Annotated in this window: 17 protein-coding genes and 1 pseudogene; 2 read left to right on the top strand and 16 right to left on the bottom strand. The window is 49.4% G+C overall.

The window, feature by feature from the left end:
• Nucleotides 1-211: pseudogene (locus FYJ78_RS12830) on the top strand (hypothetical protein); the annotation flags it as partial.
• A gap of 74 nt (nucleotides 212-285) precedes the next feature.
• On the opposite strand, the gene FYJ78_RS09680 reads toward FYJ78_RS12830, so the two are convergent.
• The 5 genes from FYJ78_RS09680 to FYJ78_RS09660 all read right to left on the bottom strand — a co-directional run bounded on the left by FYJ78_RS09680 (nucleotide 286) and on the right by FYJ78_RS09660 (nucleotide 7,338).
• Nucleotides 286-663, bottom strand: a complete 378-nt coding sequence (locus tag FYJ78_RS09680; protein WP_154621185.1) for a hypothetical protein — start codon at nucleotides 661-663, stop codon at nucleotides 286-288.
• 92 nt (nucleotides 664-755) lie between these two features.
• Nucleotides 756-1,175, bottom strand: a complete 420-nt coding sequence (locus tag FYJ78_RS09675; protein ID WP_154621184.1) for a DUF488 domain-containing protein — start codon at nucleotides 1,173-1,175, stop codon at nucleotides 756-758.
• Nucleotides 1,176-1,233: 58 nt separating this feature from the next.
• Nucleotides 1,234-3,252, bottom strand: coding sequence for an NAD-dependent DNA ligase LigA (gene ligA / locus FYJ78_RS09670; RefSeq protein WP_154621183.1), 2,019 nt, complete (start codon nucleotides 3,250-3,252; stop codon nucleotides 1,234-1,236).
• A gap of 33 nt (nucleotides 3,253-3,285) precedes the next feature.
• Nucleotides 3,286-5,589 (bottom strand): DNA helicase PcrA, encoded by a 2,304-nt coding sequence (gene pcrA, locus FYJ78_RS09665; protein WP_328597698.1) that lies wholly within the window; start codon nucleotides 5,587-5,589, stop codon nucleotides 3,286-3,288.
• Nucleotides 5,590-5,691: 102 nt separating this feature from the next.
• A complete protein-coding gene (locus tag FYJ78_RS09660) occupies nucleotides 5,692-7,338 on the bottom strand; it encodes a putative manganese-dependent inorganic diphosphatase (protein WP_154621181.1) in 1,647 nt (548 codons plus the stop codon).
• 189 nt (nucleotides 7,339-7,527) lie between these two features.
• On the opposite strand from FYJ78_RS09660, the gene FYJ78_RS09655 reads away from it, so the two are divergent.
• Entirely contained in the window at nucleotides 7,528-8,352 is an 825-nt protein-coding gene (locus tag FYJ78_RS09655) for a tRNA 2-thiocytidine biosynthesis TtcA family protein (RefSeq protein WP_154621180.1), read from the top strand.
• Nucleotides 8,353-8,446: 94 nt separating this feature from the next.
• Here the strand turns inward: FYJ78_RS09655 and FYJ78_RS09650 are convergent, their stop codons facing one another.
• The 11 genes from FYJ78_RS09650 to FYJ78_RS09600 form a co-directional block, all read right to left on the bottom strand.
• On the bottom strand, nucleotides 8,447-9,178 hold the full coding sequence (locus FYJ78_RS09650) for a 7-carboxy-7-deazaguanine synthase QueE (protein ID WP_154621179.1): 732 nt from the start codon (nucleotides 9,176-9,178) through the stop codon (nucleotides 8,447-8,449).
• 7 nt (nucleotides 9,179-9,185) lie between these two features.
• A complete protein-coding gene (gene queD, locus FYJ78_RS09645; protein WP_154621178.1) occupies nucleotides 9,186-9,569 on the bottom strand; it encodes a 6-carboxytetrahydropterin synthase QueD in 384 nt (127 codons plus the stop codon).
• A gap of 55 nt (nucleotides 9,570-9,624) precedes the next feature.
• Nucleotides 9,625-10,860, bottom strand: a complete 1,236-nt coding sequence (locus FYJ78_RS09640; RefSeq protein WP_154621194.1) for a glycosyltransferase family 2 protein — start codon at nucleotides 10,858-10,860, stop codon at nucleotides 9,625-9,627.
• Nucleotides 10,861-10,893: 33 nt separating this feature from the next.
• On the bottom strand, nucleotides 10,894-11,604 hold the full coding sequence (pssA, locus tag FYJ78_RS09635; protein WP_154621177.1) for a CDP-diacylglycerol--serine O-phosphatidyltransferase: 711 nt from the start codon (nucleotides 11,602-11,604) through the stop codon (nucleotides 10,894-10,896).
• Complete coding sequence (locus FYJ78_RS09630) at nucleotides 11,604-12,236, bottom strand: phosphatidylserine decarboxylase family protein (RefSeq protein WP_154621176.1); 633 nt, start codon at nucleotides 12,234-12,236, stop codon at nucleotides 11,604-11,606. Before FYJ78_RS09630 ends, pssA begins: the two co-directional genes overlap by 1 nt.
• A gap of 124 nt (nucleotides 12,237-12,360) precedes the next feature.
• Nucleotides 12,361-13,086 (bottom strand): WecB/TagA/CpsF family glycosyltransferase, encoded by a 726-nt coding sequence (locus tag FYJ78_RS09625; RefSeq protein WP_328597697.1) that lies wholly within the window; start codon nucleotides 13,084-13,086, stop codon nucleotides 12,361-12,363.
• Nucleotides 13,087-13,180: 94 nt separating this feature from the next.
• Nucleotides 13,181-14,992: an aspartate--tRNA ligase gene (gene aspS / locus FYJ78_RS09620; RefSeq protein WP_154621175.1), complete on the bottom strand. Its 1,812-nt coding sequence runs from the start codon at nucleotides 14,990-14,992 to the stop codon at nucleotides 13,181-13,183.
• On the bottom strand, nucleotides 14,992-16,257 hold the full coding sequence (gene hisS, locus FYJ78_RS09615; RefSeq protein WP_154621174.1) for a histidine--tRNA ligase: 1,266 nt from the start codon (nucleotides 16,255-16,257) through the stop codon (nucleotides 14,992-14,994). Before hisS ends, aspS begins: the two co-directional genes overlap by 1 nt.
• Entirely contained in the window at nucleotides 16,247-17,797 is a 1,551-nt protein-coding gene (gene hemZ, locus FYJ78_RS09610; protein ID WP_154621173.1) for a coproporphyrinogen dehydrogenase HemZ, read from the bottom strand. Before hemZ ends, hisS begins: the two co-directional genes overlap by 11 nt.
• Nucleotides 17,787-18,245 (bottom strand): Fur family transcriptional regulator, encoded by a 459-nt coding sequence (locus FYJ78_RS09605; protein WP_154621172.1) that lies wholly within the window; start codon nucleotides 18,243-18,245, stop codon nucleotides 17,787-17,789. Before FYJ78_RS09605 ends, hemZ begins: the two co-directional genes overlap by 11 nt.
• Before the next feature lie 161 nt (nucleotides 18,246-18,406).
• Entirely contained in the window at nucleotides 18,407-20,632 is a 2,226-nt protein-coding gene (locus FYJ78_RS09600) for a RelA/SpoT family protein (protein ID WP_154621171.1), read from the bottom strand.
• Between the last annotated feature and the right edge of the window lie 8 nt (nucleotides 20,633-20,640).

The following is a 20,640-nucleotide window of genomic DNA, read 5'->3' as shown; positions in this document are numbered from 1 at the left end:
TTTCTACAATCATCTGCACTTCTACTCATTGGAGGATCTGAACCTGCAGATACGCCGTTATCTGACACGCTCGAACGACATTCCCTCAAAGGTCCTTGGGTGGGATTCCCCGAAAGAGCGGCAAAAAACATTATCCCTTGTATTTCAACCGAGAAAAGCCCCAAAAATCCAAGGCGATATTATGGATTACATCTATGGAAACGCCTCATAATTGATAACTTTTATCGGTCTCACATCATTGACAAACCTACATATCCGTGTAAAGCAATTTTTCTTTCCAACGGATTATTTACGGCTCAGCCGATCCCCGTGATTGACCATGATATGCGGCTCAACATATTGATTGTTCTGCCAATATCCGCCTTCCCATTCAATAAAGAGATCACGCTCTCCAGCCGCTTCAAGGATGACAAAATGACCGGATCCCGGATTACCGCCCGTAACATCATAGGCACGTACAATACGGCAGCTATTGATTACCCCAGGGCGGATACTGATGACCAGATTGCCGCTTTGATCGTACCAATTCCCTACGAAGTTCTGTTCTGCCTCTGCGGCACAGGCCACCCGGACAAAGCCGTCATTCTGTCCTGCAGGAAATACACTGCACACGGGAAAAATCCCCAAACCCAACGCAATAGCCAAAAAGAATGCTTTTTTCATAACGATTTCCTCCTCTGAAAATGATGCTATGTTTTTATTCGTTGTCTTCGGGATAAATCCTTCTTCTTTTCCATCCGATACGAAAAATCTTCCTAAAATCCATTTTGAAGCACATCCAGCAGAACTTCATTATGAGAACGCCGCTTTTTCGTCTCGGTTCCCAAAAGACAGACTGAGCCATACTTTTTATAACGTTCCTCCCATAACCTTTCGCCATGGCGCTGATTCAACAGTTTCAGATAAGCCGTCGCGTATTCATTCCAGGGCAGATGTTCTTTGATATATCCGTCAAGAAGTTGTTTGGTCGGCGCAAAATCCAGATCATGAATATACGCCGCGCCGGTGAGCTGCGAAACAAAAAAAGATAAATCTTTTTCTTTGGTAAAACCACAGAGCTGTGACGTATTGTTCAGTCGGATATCGAGAACAAGGTCTGTCCGTTCTTGTTTCAATTTCTGAAAAAACGCTGCCGCTGTAATTTCATAGGCGCTGAGCAGAAAAATATGCTGCATAAAACCATCTCCTCGGTTTTAGTATAACGGAGAATGCCATGTTTTTCTGTAAGATTGGTTAACGCTCCTTCCCCAGATGCAAAAGATCTTCTTCGGATAAAACGGGGATTCCCAGTTCCTGTGCTTTCGACAATTTGCTTCCGGCAGATTCGCCGGCGACCAGATAACTGGTTTTTTTCGAAACCGATGACAGGACACGGCCGCCGTGCGCTTCAATCCACTCCGCGCACTCCTTTCGGCTCATTCCCGGAAGCGTCCCTGTGATAACAAACGTCAGCCCTTCCAATTGTCCGCCGGATGCAGCGTTATGCGTAAGAACCATGTTGACCCCGCAGGAACGGAAATCTTCTATAATGCGCCGGTTCACCGGATCCGAAAAATAAGAAGCAATGGTTCTGGCACTGATTTCTCCAATATCACGAACCTCAAGAATCGCCGCTTCATCCGCGTCCATCAAACGATCCAGAGACCGAAAATGCAGCATCAGCTCACGCGCCGCCGCCCGGCCGATACCCGGGATCCCCAGACCAGTCAGCAGCTGATGCGGTTCATTTTTTTTACTATTCTCCACAGCCAGAAGGACCTTATCCGTATTTTTTTCTCTTCCGATAACTCCCTCTGCAAGAAGTTCGCTGCGATGTTCAGACAGATGATAAAGATCGGCTACGGTATGAACATACCCTCCCTCGATCAAACCACGAACTGCCGATTCACCAATTCCCTTGATGTTCATAGCATTGCGGCTGACAAAGTTCAGAATATGATTTTCCAGCTGGGCTGGACAATTCGGATTGCAGCATTTTATATCTGCCGTAGCCTCTTCACGCACGGTCTTTCCGCCGCAGACGGGACAAGTATGGCCAATTCGAAACGGGACCGTTCCTTCCGGCCGGCGTGCCTTGACCACAGAGCGGATTTTCGGAATGATTTCTCCGGATTTATACACCATAACCGTATCGCCGATACGCACGTCCAATTTATCGATAAAGTCCTGATTATGCAAGGTTGCCCGTTCGACCTTCGTCCCGCATAAGCGCACCGGATCAAAAACGGCCGTCGGCGTAATGCGGCCGGTACGGCCGACGGAAAGCTCGATGGAGCGGATCACGGTTTCCCGTTCCTCAGGCGGATATTTATAGGCAATCGCCCAGCGCGGCACTTTGGATGTTTCCCCGAGCTTTTCACGATCTGCCAGATTGTTCAGTTTGACCACAGCACCATCGATATCGTAGGGAAGATCGCCGCGGTTCTCACCGATAGACTGGATGGCATCCCAGACCTCCTGAGCCGTCCGACATACTTGATAATTATGGATGACCTTGATTCCCTGCTGTTCCATAAATCGGTAGGCTTCCGTATGCGTTTTGAAAGAACGCCCGGTCACCGCCTGCAGGTTAAAAATGAACAAGGAGAGATTCCGTTCTTTCGTAATGCGGCTGTCCAGCTGCCGCAGGGTACCTGCCGCACAGTTGCGCGGATTGGCAAACGGTTTAAGCCCCAAACGCTCCTGCCTTGCATTGACAGCTTCAAACGCCTCCTTTTCCATGTAGACCTCGCCGCGTATTTCAAAATAAGGCAGCTTTTCTTTAAGCTGCTGCCGAACATCCCGAATAACGCGTGCATTCTCCGTGACATCCTCTCCCTGCAGGATCCCGTCGCCGCGAGTCACAGCCCGCACAAGCACGCCGTCCTGATAGCGAAGAGCCATCGACAGACCGTCAATTTTCTCCTCGACCACAAATTCCGGATCGTCGAGCTGTTCCTGCAAGCTCTCGATAAATTCAAATATTTCCTCCCGGGAAAATACATCCTGAAGAGAAAGCATCGGTACGTCATGACGAACGAGGACACCTGCTGTCCGCAATGCCTTTCCTCCGACCATCTGCGTCGGTGAATTTTTGGTAATCAGCTCCGGATACGCTTCCTCCAGTTTTTTTAGGCGGCGCATAAGCTGATCGTAAGCATAGTCGGATATCTCCGGACTATCTTCGTTATAGTAACGATTATTATGATACCGAATCTCCTTGCGGAGCGTCGTTAATTCCTTCTTGATGGAACGGATATCCTTTTCTGGCAATTTCCTTTCCTCCTACTAAGACGATTCCGCGCATTACACTTTTGTAATCGGCGCATACTTCTGCATCAGCCCTCTGACACCCTGACCCGGAAAAGCAATTTTAAGTTCGACTTCTTCCCCTGTTCCTTTGACAGAAACCACGGTTCCGACTCCCCATTTCGCATGGCGGGCTTTGTCGCCGGCTTTCCACCGGATACTCGTATCCGGCCGAATGACCGCGGAACCCTGTCGTTCCACTGCATTTTGCCGGCGCAGCGCTTCCATCGCTTCCAATGCAGACTGCGGCCTGCCGGTAAAGCGCACGCCGCCGGTTCCCATCTGCTGAGGGGCGGGGCGGAATGCATCTGCCCCGTAGGAAGAAGATCCCATTCTTCCCACATCGTTCCCCCTGAAAGACACGCCCATCATCAGTCGTTCGATATATTCCTCCGGGATCTCCCGCAGGAACCGGGATGGAGGGAACGCATTCGTCCGCCCATAAATCGTACGCTGGCGGGCATTCGTCAGATACAATTTTCGCTGTGCACGCGTAATACCCACATAACAGGTACGCCTTTCCTCTTCAATTTCCTCTTCATTCATCAGCGTACGGGAATGAGGGAACAGCCCCTCTTCCATTCCGATCATGAATACAACAGGAAATTCCAATCCTTTTGCGGAATGCAGCGTCATAAGGGTGACACGATCTTCATCCATCTCCGCATTATCGATATCCGAAACCAGCGATAATTGTGACAGAAAGGTTTCCAAATCGGAAGATTCCTCACTTTTTTCAAAATCCCGGGCTACGCCGATAAACTCGCGCAGATTTTCAATACGAGACTCGTTTTCCGGCTTGCTGTCTGCCTTCAATTCATCCATGTAACCGGACTCATCTAATACGTTTTCAATCAAATCATCCAGCTTCATCTCTGCCTGACTGCCCATAAAACGGAATAAAAAAGCAGAAAAACGTTCCAGCGGATTCTTTGTTCGAGCTGTAAGTCCCGGTATATCATCCAATGCTTCCGGATTCGAAATGACGTCAAAAAGGGATAAGCCATTTTCGTCCGCATAGGCTGTAAGCCTGTTCAGCGAAGACGCGCCGATTCCCCGCTTAGGAACATTGATAATCCGCATCAGGCTGACCGTATCCATTGGATTGTAAATCACACGAAGATAAGCAAGGATATCCTTAATTTCTTTGCGGTCATAGAATTTCAGCCCACCGACCATACTGTACGGTATACCTGACCGCATAAACATTTCCTCAATGACACGAGATTGCGCATTGGTCCGGTACAGAATCGCCATGTCACCGTACGCCGCATGAAAAAGGCTGCGCTGCTTCTCGATCATCTCCGCGACGAACCGCGCCTCATCACGCTCATCACCCGCTTCATAGCAGGTAAGCTTCTCTCCGGATACATTTTCCGTCCACAGCGCTTTCTTTTTCCGGTGAATATTATGTTCGATCACAGCATTGGCTGCTGCTAGGATATTTTTTGTTGAGCGGTAATTCTGTTCCAGTTTTATGGTCTTTGCTTCCGGATAATCCTTTTCAAAGTCCATGATGTTGCGCATATCCGCTCCGCGCCATCCATAAATAGACTGATCGGCATCACCGACAACGCAGAGATTATGATGGCCTGCGGCCAACAGCCTGGTCAGCTGATACTGCGCACCGTTCGTATCCTGATACTCATCGACAAGGATGTAGCGGAAGCGCTGCTGATATTTTTCAAGGATCTCCTTGTTCTGCTCCAGCAGGAGTACAGAAATCATCAAAAGATCATCAAAATCCAGGGCATTGTTTGCCCGCAGTTTTTGTGTATAAAGCTGGTAAATTTCCGCCACTTTCTGCTGATAGAACTGACTGGCATCCCGCGCCATGGCCTTTGGCCCCATCATCTGATTTTTTGCATTAGAAATCGCGTTCTGAATGGCATTCGGCGCATACTGTTTTGGATCCAGATTCATTTCTTTCAGACACTCCTTGACAACCACCTGACTGTCACTGGAGTCATAAATGACAAAATTCCGTTTATACAAGCCGGTTTCTTCAATCTCCCGGCGCAGAAAGCGCGCGCAGAACGAATGAAATGTGCTGAGCCATACATCCCTGGCGCGCTCTCCGATCATCCGGTCCACGCGCTCACGCATCTCTGTCGCAGCTTTGTTGGTAAATGTAATGGCCAATATATTCCACGGAGCTACGTCGTGCGCCAAAAGGTTGGCCACCTTGCAGGTCAGCACCTTCGTTTTGCCCGAACCAGCCCCAGCCATAATCAGCAGGGGTCCATCAATATGCTCTACTGCCTTTTTCTGTGCGGAATTCAATCCCTCAAAAATATTCACATCGGCCTCCTGATACTCTTCCGACCATAAGAAGAAAGGGGATGCTGTCCGCATAAAGCATGCAGCAGCATCCCTGAACACTCCCCATCCTGCCTTTATCTCTTATTGGGCAATACGCTTGACCGCCTCGGAAAGCGGCGGAATAATCTGCTTCTTGCGACTCATGACACCCGGCAGATACACATGCGTTCCACTGGCATCTTTCTTAAATGCTTCGCCGATCAATGTTTTCGGAGAACCCGCATAAAGAAGATACGTAGCTTCCTCAAGAATGTCCGTGACCATGACAAGACTCATATCGAAGCCTTCTTTTTCACAGATCTTTGTCATGGCATCAATCAGCTGCGGTTCCAGATCAAGAACTTCCTTTGTATCCATGACGGAAATCTGGCTGACAATGATACGATAATCGCCGATCTGGAATTCCTTCAAGTCATTTTTCGCAATTTCCGCAGGAGTCATGTCGCCAATGCCGGAGCCCGCTTTCAGCATCTCCATGCCGTAAGCCTGAATATCCACACCGGCAATTTCAGCCAGCCGCTCTGCTGTTTTCCGGTCGTAAGCCGTACAAGTCGGAGATTTGAACAAAACCGTATCGGAAATAATTGCCGAAAGAAGCAGTCCAGCAATGGATGCCGGAATCTCTACATCATTCTGCCAGTGCATGTTTGCCACAATCGTCGCGGTACATCCAACAGGCTCAGCATGAGTATAAATCGGCTCGCTGGTCTGAATCCCGCCAAGGCGGTGATGATCGATGATCTCGACCACCTTGGCTTCCTCAATGCCCTCTACCGCCTGACCGCGCTCATTATGATCGACCAGAATAACCTTTTCCCGTTCAGGAACCATGAGGTTATCACGGCTGATGACCCCCACCAGACGTCCATTTTCGATAACCGGATAATTCCGGTAATTCGTATCCTCCATGGTTCCCTTGATATCAGACAGCATATCCAGCGGCTTGAACGTCACCGGATCTGCATGCATAATACGGCGAATGGGAACGCACTGATTGATAAGACGGGCCACTGTATAGGTATCATAAGGGGTCGAAAGCACGAAAATGTTCCGTTTTTCCGCCGCTTCAATCACATCGGCAGAAACGCGGCCGCTTCCCGTAATAATCAGGCAGGAAATCCCCTGATTCACGATATCGATCATCGTCTCATCGTGCCGGTCACCGACCAGAACGATATCGTCCTCATTGATCACATTCTTGATCATATTGATACTGCCGGCTGCAATGCGCACATTGCCCCGAATAAACTCGCCCTCTTCGCCGGATACCAGCACCTTGCTGTCGGTCGCCGCGATGATATCACGGTAGCGGACACGCATATCGGCCAAATTCTGCATACCAAGCTCCTGAAAATAACGCTTGGCAAGATCAGAAACCGTCACGATACCCACGAGCAGACCTTTACTGTCGGTAACCGGCACAGACTTCAGATCATGTGCCCGCATGACTTCGCCCAGATGACGCAACGTATCATGCTGCTTGACCACGATCTTGCAATCCATCGTGATATCCTTGACCCGCGGATACAGATCGGTAAGAAGAAGCGGCTGTTCTACCTTGAAATGCTCCAAAGCAAACTTTGTTTCCGCATTGATTTTCCCTGCACGCGCAGGGACGACATTTTGTCCCATCGCCTGCTTCAAATGAGCATAGCCGATCGCCGAACAGATCGAGTCGGTGTCCGGATTGCGATGGCCAATCGTGTAAATGGGTTTCGTGCTCTTCATGGTAAGAAAATTCCTCCTCATATTCTGACGGGCGACTGCCCCAGTATTCACATAATTACTTTTTATTATACTTCAACATATAGGCTTTCGTCCAGCGCTTCCTGACGCTCCCAGCTTTTGCCTTTCCCCTGTTTCATAGCTATGCTATAATGAAAACGGTTTTTTTATCGTTCCAGAAAGAGGTTTATCATGAATATACGACTTCCACAACTTTATTTTTCAAAATTACTGCGCGCTGTTGTCGAATTTGACATGATTAAAAACGGCGACCGCATCCTGATCGGCGTTTCCGGCGGCAAAGACAGTATCTTTCTGTCCTATGCCATGGCCGTTCTGCGGGAGCGCCTGCATAAGGATTTTCAGCTGCACGCGCTGACCATCAATCCGATGTTCACCGACACAGCTACGGGACAGCCGGCACCATTCGATACGGAACGCATCCGGACATTTATGCAGTCTCTGAATATCCCGTACGATGTCATCGATGTCGATATTGCCGGCGCCATCGCGGATCAGCAGGATAAAAGTCCCTGTTTCACCTGTGCCTTCTTCCGCCGCGGCGCAGTCAACCGGTACGCAAAGGAACACGGCATGAATAAGATTGCCTATGCACATCACAATGATGATGCGGTTGAAACTTTCGTTATGGGGCTTCTGTATTCCGGGCAGCTCAGCACGTTTACCCCCAATACCTATCTGGACCGAACCGGCCTCACGGTCATTCGCCCGCTCATCTATTTTCGCGAGGAGGAAACCCGGGATGCCGTGAAATATCACGGATTCCGGCCGGTACCCTCCCCTTGTCCGCACGATGGATATACCAGCCGGCAAACCGTCAAAGAACTCATCGCCAAGCTTTGCCATAAAGATCCGTCGGTCTACGATCATCTGGCCACCGCTATGAGACAGGGGGCCGTCGGGCAGCTTTGGCCGGCAGCAAAAACACGTAAAGAAATGAGGGACACCTACTTCCACTATATGAAATGCGCCGGCCCCCAAAAAAGCGGCTTATAAGCGAAACAACCTCTCTGATCGATCGAAAAGAAACGGTTTCTTACCAATCTGGTCAGAGAGGTTGGCCGCGGCAAAACGACTGCCATTCATCCAATCAAAGCTGCCCGATCATTTTGTGGGTTTGCGGAATAACCCGCACGTCGTTCAGGTACCGCAGCGCATACTCCTGAGCGCATAGAATCTGTTCAGGAGCAGCGGCCTGACAGCCCCCGGACGGAGTCACCGGCTGAATAATGAAGCACGTCTCCGGAGCCAGTTCGGCAACCAGTTTCACCGCCTGATGAAATTCATCTGGCCCCGTCTCAGCAGCTACTACCAGTTTAACATAAAGATCTTTTCCCCGTGCCAGCCGAATAAATTCCCTGTGTGCTTCCCATTGGGGGCGGCTCACGATGCTCGGCAATTTGATATCCATGCTGATGATATCAAGAACATCAAGAATATCAGCCAGCGGACGGTATAATGTCCCATTCGTTTCCAAAAAGATTTTTGCATCGATTTGCTCCGCAATCTCCCGGATAAATGCCGCATGCAAGAGAGGTTCTCCGCCGGTAAAGCTTACGGCCTGATGCGGTATTTCTTTCAGCATGGCCCGTATTTTTTCTGCCACCAAAGCCGCAGACAGCGGATTGGGCCAGTCCTCAAACCGGCGGCTCCCAGCCCTCGTCTCAATTCGTGCGGCCGCATGAGTTCCCGGCTGGTTTTCTGTATCGCAGTATTGGCAATCCAAGTTGCATCCTTCAAGGCGTACAAAGATCTGACGGCAGCCCACATATTTTCCTTCGCCCTGAATCGAAGAAAAAAGTTCAATCAAATTGTTTTGCATGTTTTCATCACCGCTCATTTCTGGTATAAGTCACACTGGATTTTGGCGATTCAAAAACGGTAATGGCAGACAAGTAACTGTCACGTACAAAAACAGAGTTCCCGGCTAACTCCTCGAAAATCACTCGGGAAAGATTTTCGGCCGTCGGATTCAGCCCATCAGAAAACGGCTGCAGTTCGTTGAGAAAGCGATGATCAAAACGTTCCAATACCTCAGATAATGCCCGTTTCGCCTGTTTGAAATCCACCAGCATGCCAAGTTCATCCAGTTCCGTTCCCTGGATAACCGCCTGCACCACCCAGTTATGTCCGTGAAGGCGGTCGCATTTCCCCGGGTATCCCGCAACGCGGTGCGCCGCCTCGAAGGCACCTTCTACTTTCAATGTATACATCAATATCTCACTCCTGTCTCAGTATAAAGCCTCCCTCATAGAGGGAGGCTTTATATTATTTCTCGATCGATTTCGTATTTTTGACATTGCCCACAATATCATTCATACTCATAGCCCGCGTGTGCTTGGTATGACTCCATTCATGCTCGTTGCGGTGGATGAATCCCAAGAAGATGATGGGAATCCAGGAATAAATGAATACCGGATAGAGCAGCATATAAAGCCAGGATTTCCATTTCGCCCGAATCTTGATCAGAATAATCATAGGCAGAATATATTGTCCCAGCATGATCGCAGTCATAAGCTGCGACGGCATAAAATTGTAAATATTCGTATAAAACGGTGGAAAAGCCAATTGAATATAACTGATGATAATAAAGAAGGTAGAGATCATCAAAAAATGCGGCTGCATCAGATAAATGCACTCATCCCACATGCGAATATCCTTATGTTTCCATCCAGCCTTGAGCATTTTCGGAATAAAGCGGTTTCCCACATCAAACTGTCCCTGTGCCCAGCGTCGGCGCTGATTCCAGGACTGACGAAAGGTCAACGGCTTCTCGTCATAAATGATCGCATCGTGCGCCCAGCTCGTTTTAATGCCTTCCGCCATACATTTCATGGTAAACTCCATGTCTTCAGTCAGACAAGTAGCCTGCCATCCATGCTTTTTCAAAATCTCCGCATCAAAGCACATCCCGGTTCCGCCAAGGCAGGCGGAAAGACCGATATTGGACTTGGCCAAATGCGAGATATAGCAGATCACCCAAAACGCAATGGCAAAGGTCCCCGAAACCCAAGTATCGTATGGATTTTTCGCATCCATGTATCCCTGAATAACCTTATCCCCCTTGCACAGCCGGTTATTCATCTCCATCAGAAACTGCGGATGAACCAGATTGTCTGCGTCGAATACACAGATGGCATCGTATTGTTTGTCCATTTTGAACAGGCGTGCGAACATCCAGTCCAGCGCATATCCCTTGGACTTCTTAGTCGGATGTGTACGCACATGAACAAGAGCCCCTGCCTTTTCTGCGATTTGAGCTGTATCATCGGAGCAGTTATCGGCAATCACATAGATATCATACATATTCTTGGGATAATTCAGCCCCTGCAGGTTTTGAACCAGCTGGCCAATGACCGCATGCTCATTATGCGCAGCCACAACCAAGGCAAAGGTTTTTTTCGGTGTCTTGATCTTTGTCTCTTTCCGGCGCCACATTCCACAAAAACCAATGACGAAAAAATAAAGCGTAAAGAGAAAAATCAGGATCTGCATGGGGACCATGATGATATCAAATGGATAATTAAACAAAAATCATCAGCCTTCCTTTGCAAATCGGGCGATTACTGTATTGATGATCCCGGCAGCTGCATAGGTAGCAAAAACTGCGACCGCTGCGGCCGGAAAAATCGCCGCATGACCATACCAGAGAATTCCCACAAAAAACACAAGCGAAAACAGCTTTGAAATAGCATATACCGGTTCTCCACCGTCCCCTTTAAAATTGGGATAATGCACATGACTGACCATCAGATAACCGACAACAGCCATACATACCGGATAAGCCCAGCCAAAGGAAAGCGGATCGATATGCAGCGATAAAAACAGCAGAGTAGACATCGCAACGAGGTTTCCGCCCGCTGGAATCGCTAATCCCATAAAATAACCATGCACCACGTCAGCATTTACATTAAAACGAGCCAAACGCCACATCCCGCATACGGCAAAGAATATCACCACTGCCGCGCCGACCGCGCCGTAATGATGCAGCACAAAGGCCCAGGCAAGTATCCCTGGAGCAATGCCGAAAGAACCCAGATCGCAAAGAGAATCCATCTCTTTGCCCATCTCACTTGCCACGCCGAAAAAGCGCGCCGTTCTGCCGTCCAGGCCATCTGCCACCAGCGCCAGAAGAATGAACACCGATCCCCATATCAGGTCACCGCAAAACGTCGAAAGAATCGAACACACACCGAAAACCAGATTCATCGATGTGCACAAATTCGGAATAAACCGTCGATAATCCATCAGTCTTTTATCCTCCCCAGTATTGTCTTCCCGCCAGTCACCTTCTGCCCCTTTTCCACGGTCACGGCAACGGTGCGCGGCATCACGACCTCCAGACAAGACCCGAACTTGATCATGCCATAGAGTTCTCCCTGCTGCAGCTGATCGTCCAATGTAACGTAGGAAACAATGCGGCGCGCCAGAATACCGGCGATCTGCTTGACACTAATGCGAATCCTGTCGTTTTCAATACCAAGCAAATGATGTTCGTTTTCAAAACCCACGGTATCTTTATACGCCGGACGAAAACGTCCGCAAAAATATTTCTGCAGCTTGATCTTACCCTGTATCGGACTGCGATTGACATGCACATTAAACACAGACATAAAGATAATTACTTTGGTACAGGGCTCTTTTACAAATTCGTCCGAATCCATAGGAATGATATCTGTAACCGTTCCATCCGCGGGAGACAGAACCACCGAATCATCCAGCTGAATCTGGCGGTTTGGGTTGCGGAAAAAATAACAAAAATAAAACATCAGCACAAGTGGGATTACCGCAATATAAGGATGAGCTGACCAAGCGAGAAGCAGTGTCAGCACCGCACAGCCAAATATAAACGGATAACCCTCGGAAATAATAGGAGTCAACTCCCCACCTCCTGCTATTCATGTTTCCTGTCATGAATGACACGATAAACGGGTCAGTAAAAACTGACCAATCCTAATTATAATCGATAACTACCGCTTTGTCCATGGAACAGGATATTCTCGTTCAGCTTCGTGAACGATGCACCTTCATGACAAACTTAGGCAGAGCCATTAAGCGCCCTGCCCGCTTGGGCTGCAGGAGGCCGCGAAAAAGCCATTCCAATCTGGCTTTTTGCATCCAGTAAGGCGCTCGCTTCATGACGCCGGCCATCACATCGAGCGTGCCGCCGACACCAATCGAGACAGGAACCCCCAGTTCCTGGAGGTGGCGGTAAAGCCACTTTTCCTGTTTTGGCACCCCCAGCGCTGCCAGCAGAAGATCCGGGCGGGCATCCCGAATTTGTGCAAGAATTTCCGGTTCATCCTGCGCGGAGAAAAAACCATTTCGCACGCCGACGATCTCAATCCCCGGATAAAGATGCTCCGCCTTGATCTTTGCCTTCTCCGCCACCCCCGGGGCCGAACCGAAAAAGAAAATACGGCGGTGATGCGACGGGGCATCAGCCATAAGGCGCTGCGCCATATCGTAGCCCGCAACACGCTCTGGCATCGCATAACCTAGATGATGTGCCGCCCATACGGTCCCCGCTCCGTCCGGAACAACCAGTGCAGCTTCATTTAAGATCTGCATGAGTTCCGCATCTTTCGTCGCCCTCATGATCATTTCTGCATTCGCCGTCGCGATCATTACACCAGCTCTCTGGTCCATATATGCTTCGACACGAGACACAGCTTCATCCATCGTGACCGAGTCCACACGAACACCCAGGATATTCACCTTATTGGACACAACGTTCCCTCCTGTTCATAGCACCATATTGCTTAAGTGTACTACAAAAAAAGAAGAGCGTCAACGGCTGACGCCCTTCTGTCAGAGCAACTGGTTATCCCTGCTCCTGACTGTTTTCTTTTTTCTTAACGGCAGTGCGAATCGACAACTCGCGAAGCTGTTTGGCGTCCACTTCAGAAGGCGCGTTCGACATCACGTCCCGGGCGCTCTGTGTCTTCGGGAAGGCGATGACATCACGAATCGAACTGCGCTTCGCCATAAGCATGACGAGACGATCCAAGCCAAATGCCAGACCGCCATGCGGCGGCGTTCCATACTGGAACGCATCCATCATGAAGCCAAATTTCGTATGAGCCTGTTCCGGCGTAAGTCCCAAAGACTCAAAGACTTTCTCCTGAAGCTCTGCATTGTAGATACGCAGAGAACCTCCTCCGACTTCAACGCCATTGAGAACCATATCATAAGCTTTCGCCTTGACCTCGCCCATCTTGTCCGTATTGAGATACTGGATATCCTCATCACGCGGCGCAGTAAACGGATGATGCATAGCCTTGAAGCGTTTTTCTTCCTCGCTCCATTCGTACATCGGAAAATCTACGACCCAAAGGAACCGCAGCGCATCCGGATCAATCAGATTGCGTTCTTTGCCCATTTCCAGACGAAGCTGCCCCAATGCTGTATCGACGATCAGGCGCTTATCCGCTACCACCAGCAACAAATCTCCCGTTGCGGCGCCCGTCGCTTCTGCAATCTGTTGGAAGGTCTCATCGCTATAGAATTTCTTGAACGGACTCTTGATTCCGTCTTCCGTATACTGAATCCATGCCAGCCCTTTCGCTCCATAAATCTGAACGAATTTAACCAGATCATCCAGACGCCGGCGCGGAATATCTGCATAACCGTCCACCTTAATGCACTTAACCATACCGCCGCCGGCCAGTACAGAATTAAACACCTTGAATTCCGATCCCTTGACGTATTCGGAAATATCCATCAGCGGCATATCAAAACGAAGATCCGGCTTATCCGAACCATACGTATCCATCGCTGTATCCCAATCCATTCGTTCAAACGGGGTAGCAATTTCAGCGCCGATTGCTTTTTCGAACAGCTCTTTGACCATTTCTTCCATCATGGTCAAGATATCGTCCTGATCCATGAACGACATTTCAATATCCAGCTGAGTAAATTCCGGCTGGCGATCCGCACGAAGATCTTCATCGCGGAAACAGCGAACAATCTGGAAATATTTTTCAAATCCGGCAACCTGTAAAAGCTGCTTAAAGATCTGCGGAGACTGCGGCAGCGCATAGAACTCGCCCGGATTTACACGGCTTGGAACCAAAAAGTCCCGCGCGCCTTCCGGCGTGCTTTTGCAAAGCATCGGCGTCTCAATCTCCAAAAATCCATGGCGGTCAAAGAAATCACGCATGATCTTTGCCACGCGATGGCGAAGCATGATGTTCTTCTGCATTTCAGGCCGGCGCAAATCCAAATAACGATAGCGAAGACGTACCATTTCGTCCACATCCACATCGTCCTGAATATAGAACGGCGGCGTTTTCGCCTTATTCAAAATGCGCAGTTCTGTACAGACGACCTCGATATCACCCGTTTCAATATTCGGATTGATGGTTTCTTCACTGCGCGCGCGGACTTTACCGCGTACAGCAATGCAAAACTCATTGCGAAGTGATTCTGCCTTGTGGAATGTACCTTCATTCATCGCGGCTTCATCAAATACGATCTGAACAAATCCAGAGCGGTCGCGCATATCGACGAAAATCAGTCCTCCGTGATCACGCCGACGGGAAACCCAGCCGCACAGAACGACTTCCTGATCCACGTTTTCCTTTCGAAGCCCGCCACAATGATGGTCGCGCTTCATGCCTTGCAATGTTTCCATTAACCTTTCACCTCAGCATATAGCTTTTCTACAATATTATCAAAAGAAACCTTCTGCTGCTCACTGTTTGCCATATTTTTGAGCTGCACGCAAGATTCTTTGACTTCCTCTTCACCGATGATCAGCGCATAACGAGCTCCTGCCTTATTCGCCTGCTTCATCTGGGCTTTCATGCTGCGGCCGGCATAATCCATGCCAACTTTCAACCCTGCCCGCCGCAATTTTTCCAGCAGTCCGAAAGCAGGGAACTGCGCAGCATCGCCAAGGGCAATCACAAACCCATCGGTCTTCCGGTCCTGCTCCGGCAGAAGTCCCTGCTTCTCCAAAGCCAGCAGAACGCGCTCCAGACCTGTCGCGAAACCAACGGCGGGAGTCGGTTTTCCCCCGATCTCTTCGATCAGCCCGTCATAACGGCCGCCGCCGGCCACTGCACTTTGGGCGCCAAGCGGCGCATATTTAATCTCAAACGCCGTTTTGGTATAATAATCCAGCCCGCGAACAAGGCGCGGATCCAGCTGAAACGAAATTCCTGCATGCGACAGGTATTCCTGCACCATATGAAAATGATCCTGACAGGCATCGCAAAGGCAGTCTGTAATACGCGGCGCATCCTTCATGAACGGCTTATCCGCATCCACCTTGCAGTCAAGGATGCGCAACGGACTGCGATCAAAACGGTCTTTGCAGTCATCACACAGATCATCCAGTTTATCCCGGAAATAATCCTGAAGCGCCTTCCGATAAACCGGACGGCATGAAGGGCATCCAACCGAGTTCAGGGAAAGTTCCAAATCTTTAAGTCCCAGCGAGCGCAGAAAATCCACTGCCAGCAAAATAACTTCCGCATCAACAGCCGGGTTCTCTTCTCCCAGCGCCTCTATGCCAAACTGATGAAACTCCCGCATGCGCCCTGCCTGCGGACGGTCATAGCGGAACATGGAGCCGATATAAAAGAGCTTCGTCAGGCTGCTGTCTCCATAGAGTTTATTCTGCAGATAGGCACGCACGGCGGATGCTGTATTTTCCGGCCGCAATGTAATGCTTCTGTCCCCGCGGTCTTTGAACGTATACATTTCCTTATCAACCACGTCTGTGCCTTCACCGATGCCGCGGTGAAACAGTTCCGTATGCTCAAACATCGGCGTGCGAATCTCTCGATATCCATAACGGCTGCACAGATCACGAATCTTCTGTTCAACATAAGTCCATTCGCCCACTGTATCCGGCAGAATGTCTTTTGTCCCCCGTGGAGCATTAGTTAACATTCGTTGCTTCCTCCTGTTCTCCGTAAGCTTCTTCAATCAACTTGCTGCGTTTTTCAATATAAATCTCCGCATCTCGCAGATAAGTGGTCAGATCTTTTGCATGAAACGCAGACTTCATCCGTTTTCGGCGAAAATCCACCACTTTCGTTGCGGCAGCTCCGCCGATTCCCAAAATCGTCTGATGTTCTTCCATGATCTGAATGTTATACATACCCTCTGCGCCGGGGAGGCAGCAGCCCAAATTCTCCAGATCGCCGGCCATGTAACCTTGACGATAGAGATAATACGGATGATATCCCCGGCGGAAGAGCAGCGCCATCGCTGTCTCTGACATTTGACGCGTCTCCTCATCATCCGGAAGATCTACATGCTGATCTTCCATAAGATGCTTCAGCTTCGAACCGCGTTTGATGGCCAGCGCATGAAGCGTAATGTCATCGGGATGCAGGGCCAGAACCTTTTCCACCGTATCCCGAACATCGCTGACGCTCTCCCCCGGCAGTCCAAGAATCAAATCCATGTTAATATGCCGGATGCCTGCCTGCCGCAAAGAATGATACATTTGCACGACATCCTCCGGCGTATGCCGACGGCCGATAATATGCAGCGTCCGCTGCTGCATGGTCTGCGGATTTACACTGACGCGGCTGACCTGCAAACGAACCATGGCGTCAATCTTTGCCGTTGTAATGCTGTCCGGACGGCCGGCTTCCACCGTAAATTCTTCCACCTCAGGCCCATAAAAAGCATTATATACCATCTGGAGCATATCCGCAAAATAAGAATCAGGAAGAGCCGTTGGTGTGCCGCCGCCAATATAGATGTTCTGCACCTGAAAATGATAACGTTCTACAGCCGATCTGGCTGCCTGAATATCCTGTCGGAGAACCTTCATGAAAGAATCCAATGTCGCCGTTTTCGGCAAAAGATTGGAAGGGAAGGAACAATACAGACAACGCGTCAGACAAAACGGTATGCCTACATAAATACTGATCGTCCGCTCCCCGGAAGTACGAAGAAAGGGAATCTGACGGAATGCCATAGGCGTAATCAACTCCGCCTTCTCCCTGCTGCAGGCATAATCCTGCATCAGCCGCTGCACAATCTGCCTTTCGTCCAAACCGCCGCGAATCCATCGATGCACGATTTTTGTCGGACGCACACCATGAAGGACCCCCCATGGCGCCGCCGGGCAGCCTAGCTCCTGACAGAAAATATGGTATAAGTTGAGCTTTATGGTACGGTTTACCGCTGCCCGTTCCAGCTCATCTTCCTTTCCCTGCTCCGTGTGATGCCATGAGTCAAAGCGTCCGTCATGATGAAACAGCATCACTGTTGTTTCCATGCGCACCGCAGCTCCGGATGTTACTCTCTGTTTTGAATCCGGCAGCGGAATACGGCGATTGATCACCGAAAGCTGCTCATAATCCGCCTCGCCGCGGCGTCCGACAAGTTCGATCTTAAAAAGGCACAGGACCTCACGGGTGATCTTTGATATGATTTCCCGCTTGGAATTAAGCGTAAATGTCTTAACCTTCAACCGACTGTTGACACTCCTTGCAGATTCCATAGAACTTAACCTGATGATTCTCCACCTTGAACCCGATCTTTCGGCGAATATCCTCCTCAAGATCGTCCAATAAATCATCCTCAAATTCCGTCACTCTGCCGCATTTTGTACAGATCAGATGATGATGATGATGTTCGGACGGATTGGTTGTATTCACCTCGTAACGGCTGCATCCATCGCCGAATTCCATCTTTTGCAGGATGCCAAGCTCCGACAGGAGTTCGAGACTGCGGTATACCGTGGCCAAGCCAATCTCCGAATGGCTGTCACGGAGCATTCCGTGTACATCTTCCGCTGAAAGGTGTTTCCCCGGGTGATCCAGAAAGACCTGAAGAACCGTCTGACGCTGTGGCGTCATCTTATGCTGGCGTTCTTGCAGACGATGTTTCAGATCCCCCATTGTAAAAGTCCGCGACATAAAATCCTCTCCTCATTTCTATGCCCACAATTCATGCCTTTTTCCCGAATTCCGCATGAATGGAGTTTTTCATTCAAATACGTTCATTATACCCTACTTGCCGACAAAATACAAACGTTCTTCCCGCTGCCGCCAGAAATACCTTTTTACCTTTCCGGGCATCAGTTTCCTCCAAGACTGCCTCCCATTGCCCGTGTCACGCAGTATACGTCTTTCAAACGACGCAGTTTTGTCATGATCTGGGTGACCTGTGAAGAATTATTCACTTCGAGACCCAGCAAAATCGTCGACGTTTTATTGCTGCGGTTCGGGCTCGCATTCACACTGTGGATATTGATTTTCATTTCGGTCGGCACCGCCAGCACATTCGCCAGAATTCCGCTCTTGTCATTGCAAACAATCTCCAGTTCTACTGTATACTGTTTATCCAGACCAACATCCCAGCTCACTTCGATCATGCGGGAAAAGTCCGTACCATTTAGTACATTCGGGCAATCGGACCGGTGGACAGATACGCCGCGCCCGCGTGTAATATAACCGGTGATCGGATCTCCTGGTATCGGATTACAACAGCGGGCCAGACGGACCATCAGACCGCTCTCTCCCTCTACCAGCACACCATGACTGGATTTTGATTTTTTTCCGGTATGCTTGGGATGCTTCAGCTCCGACAGCATTTGGGATACGTCCAGCGGAGTATTTTCCTTCAATTCCTTTTTATGAATTTCGATCAACTTGGTCAGAATACCATGAAGGGCTACGCCTCCATAACCGAGAGCCGCCAGCAGATCCTCTTCATTGAGAATGTTCAGCTTTCGGGCAACCTCCATGAGCCGTCCCTCGCGGAGGAGTTCCTTCGGTGCATAACCGAGACGCTTTGCCTCCTCCTTGAGCATTTCCAGCCCGCGTTCAATGTTTTCTTCCCGTTTTTCTTTCTTGAACCAGGAACGAATCTTGCTGCGCGTTTCCGAAGAAGCAACGATATTCAGCCAATCCCTGCTCGGCCCGTTATTTGCCTTGTTGGTAATAACCGATACGATATCTCCGTTCTTGAGCTTATATTCCAGCGGGACCAATTTACCGTTGACTTTTGCACCGACACAATGGTGTCCTACCTCCGTATGGATACGATAGGCGAAATCGATGGGATTGGATCCTTTCGGCAAATCAACCACATCGCCTTTTGGCGTAAAAACGAACACCTCGTCAGAAAAAATGTCTACTTTCAGGGCTTCGAAATATTCCTTCGGATCACTGAGCTCCTGCTGCAGGCTGACCATCTGCCTCAGCCAGTTCATTTTCTGATCCACGGCGTTTCCAGCAGTAGCGCCCTTTCCCGCTTCTTTATACTTCCAATGCGCAGCTACACCATATTCAGAAACCTGATGCATTTTAAAGGTGCGAATTTGTATCTCCAACGGATACCCCCGTGTCATGACCGTCGTATGAAGGGACTGATACCCGTTGGACTTGGGCATGGCAATATAATCTTTAAACCGACCGGGAATCGGCTTCCACATCGCATGAATGACACCCAGCACACCATAACAGTCTTTGACGGATTCCACCAGGACACGAACAGCAGACAGATCGTAAATCTCGCTGATATCCTTATGATCCCGCTTCATTTTCTTATAGATGCTATAGAAATGCTTCGCCCGGCCATTAATATCCGCCTTAATTCCAGCTTCATCCAATTTTTGACGAATCTGTTCAATCGATGTATCAATGAACGCCTGCCGTTCCCTGCGTTTCTGTTTGACGTTTTCAACCAGTTCATAATACGTATCCGGTTCCAGATACCGGAGGCATAGATCCTCCAGCTCCCATTTTATATTGGAAATGCCGAGCCGGTTGGCCAGCGGCGCATAAATCTCGATGGTCTCCTTGGCAATGCGTTTCTGCTTATCCTCACGCATGTATTTCAAGGTCCTCATATTGTGCAAACGATCAGCCAGCTTTACCATGATAACACGAATGTCTTTGGCCATAGCCAAAAACATCTTGCGGTAATTTTCAAGCTGGACTTCTTCTTTTGATTTGTATTTGATCCGTCCCAGCTTCGTAACGCCATCGACGATCATCGCCACTTCTTCGCCGAACATTTCTTCAATCTGTTCTTTGGTATAGATGGTATCCTCAACGACGTCGTGCAGCAAAGCCGCGCTGATTGTCACATCATCAATATGAAGCTCCGTCAAAATCTGCGCTACATGCAGCGGATGAATAATATATTCCTCGCCGGAAACCCGCGTCTGTCCCTGATGCGCGGCATGAGCCAGATCGTATGCACGCTGGATCAGCTGCGTATTCGCTCTTGGCTCATATTTTTTTACCGCCGCAATAATGGATGCAATGGTCACCGGCTCCTTATCTTTGTCATTCATGCTAATCT

The organism is Wylensekiella montiformis, assembly GCF_009697385.1.
Lineage (GTDB): Bacteria > Bacillota > Negativicutes > Selenomonadales > Selenomonadaceae > Selenomonas_A > Selenomonas_A montiformis.
Note: the sequence above shows the minus strand (reverse complement) of the source record. Positions and strands in the feature narration are given on the sequence as shown.

Excerpts from the sequence above, each read along its gene's own strand:
- FYJ78_RS09680 (WP_154621185.1), bottom strand. The coding sequence starts at position 663 with ATGAAAAAAGCATTCTTTTTGGCTATTGCGTTGGGTTTGGGGATTTTT.
- FYJ78_RS09675 (WP_154621184.1), bottom strand. The coding sequence starts at position 1,175 with ATGCAGCATATTTTTCTGCTCAGCGCCTATGAAATTACAGCGGCAGCG.
- FYJ78_RS09660 (WP_154621181.1), bottom strand. The coding sequence starts at position 7,338 with ATGAAGAGCACGAAACCCATTTACACGATTGGCCATCGCAATCCGGAC.
- FYJ78_RS09655 (WP_154621180.1), top strand. The coding sequence starts at position 7,528 with ATGAATATACGACTTCCACAACTTTATTTTTCAAAATTACTGCGCGCT.
- FYJ78_RS09650 (WP_154621179.1), bottom strand. The coding sequence starts at position 9,178 with ATGCAAAACAATTTGATTGAACTTTTTTCTTCGATTCAGGGCGAAGGA.
- queD (WP_154621178.1), bottom strand. The coding sequence starts at position 9,569 with ATGTATACATTGAAAGTAGAAGGTGCCTTCGAGGCGGCGCACCGCGTT.
- FYJ78_RS09640 (WP_154621194.1), bottom strand. The coding sequence starts at position 10,860 with ATGGTCCCCATGCAGATCCTGATTTTTCTCTTTACGCTTTATTTTTTC.
- pssA (WP_154621177.1), bottom strand. The coding sequence starts at position 11,604 with ATGGATTATCGACGGTTTATTCCGAATTTGTGCACATCGATGAATCTG.
- aspS (WP_154621175.1), bottom strand. The coding sequence starts at position 14,992 with ATGGAAACATTGCAAGGCATGAAGCGCGACCATCATTGTGGCGGGCTT.
- hisS (WP_154621174.1), bottom strand. The coding sequence starts at position 16,257 with ATGTTAACTAATGCTCCACGGGGGACAAAAGACATTCTGCCGGATACA.
- FYJ78_RS09605 (WP_154621172.1), bottom strand. The coding sequence starts at position 18,245 with ATGTCGCGGACTTTTACAATGGGGGATCTGAAACATCGTCTGCAAGAA.
- FYJ78_RS09600 (WP_154621171.1), bottom strand. The coding sequence starts at position 20,632 with ATGAATGACAAAGATAAGGAGCCGGTGACCATTGCATCCATTATTGCG.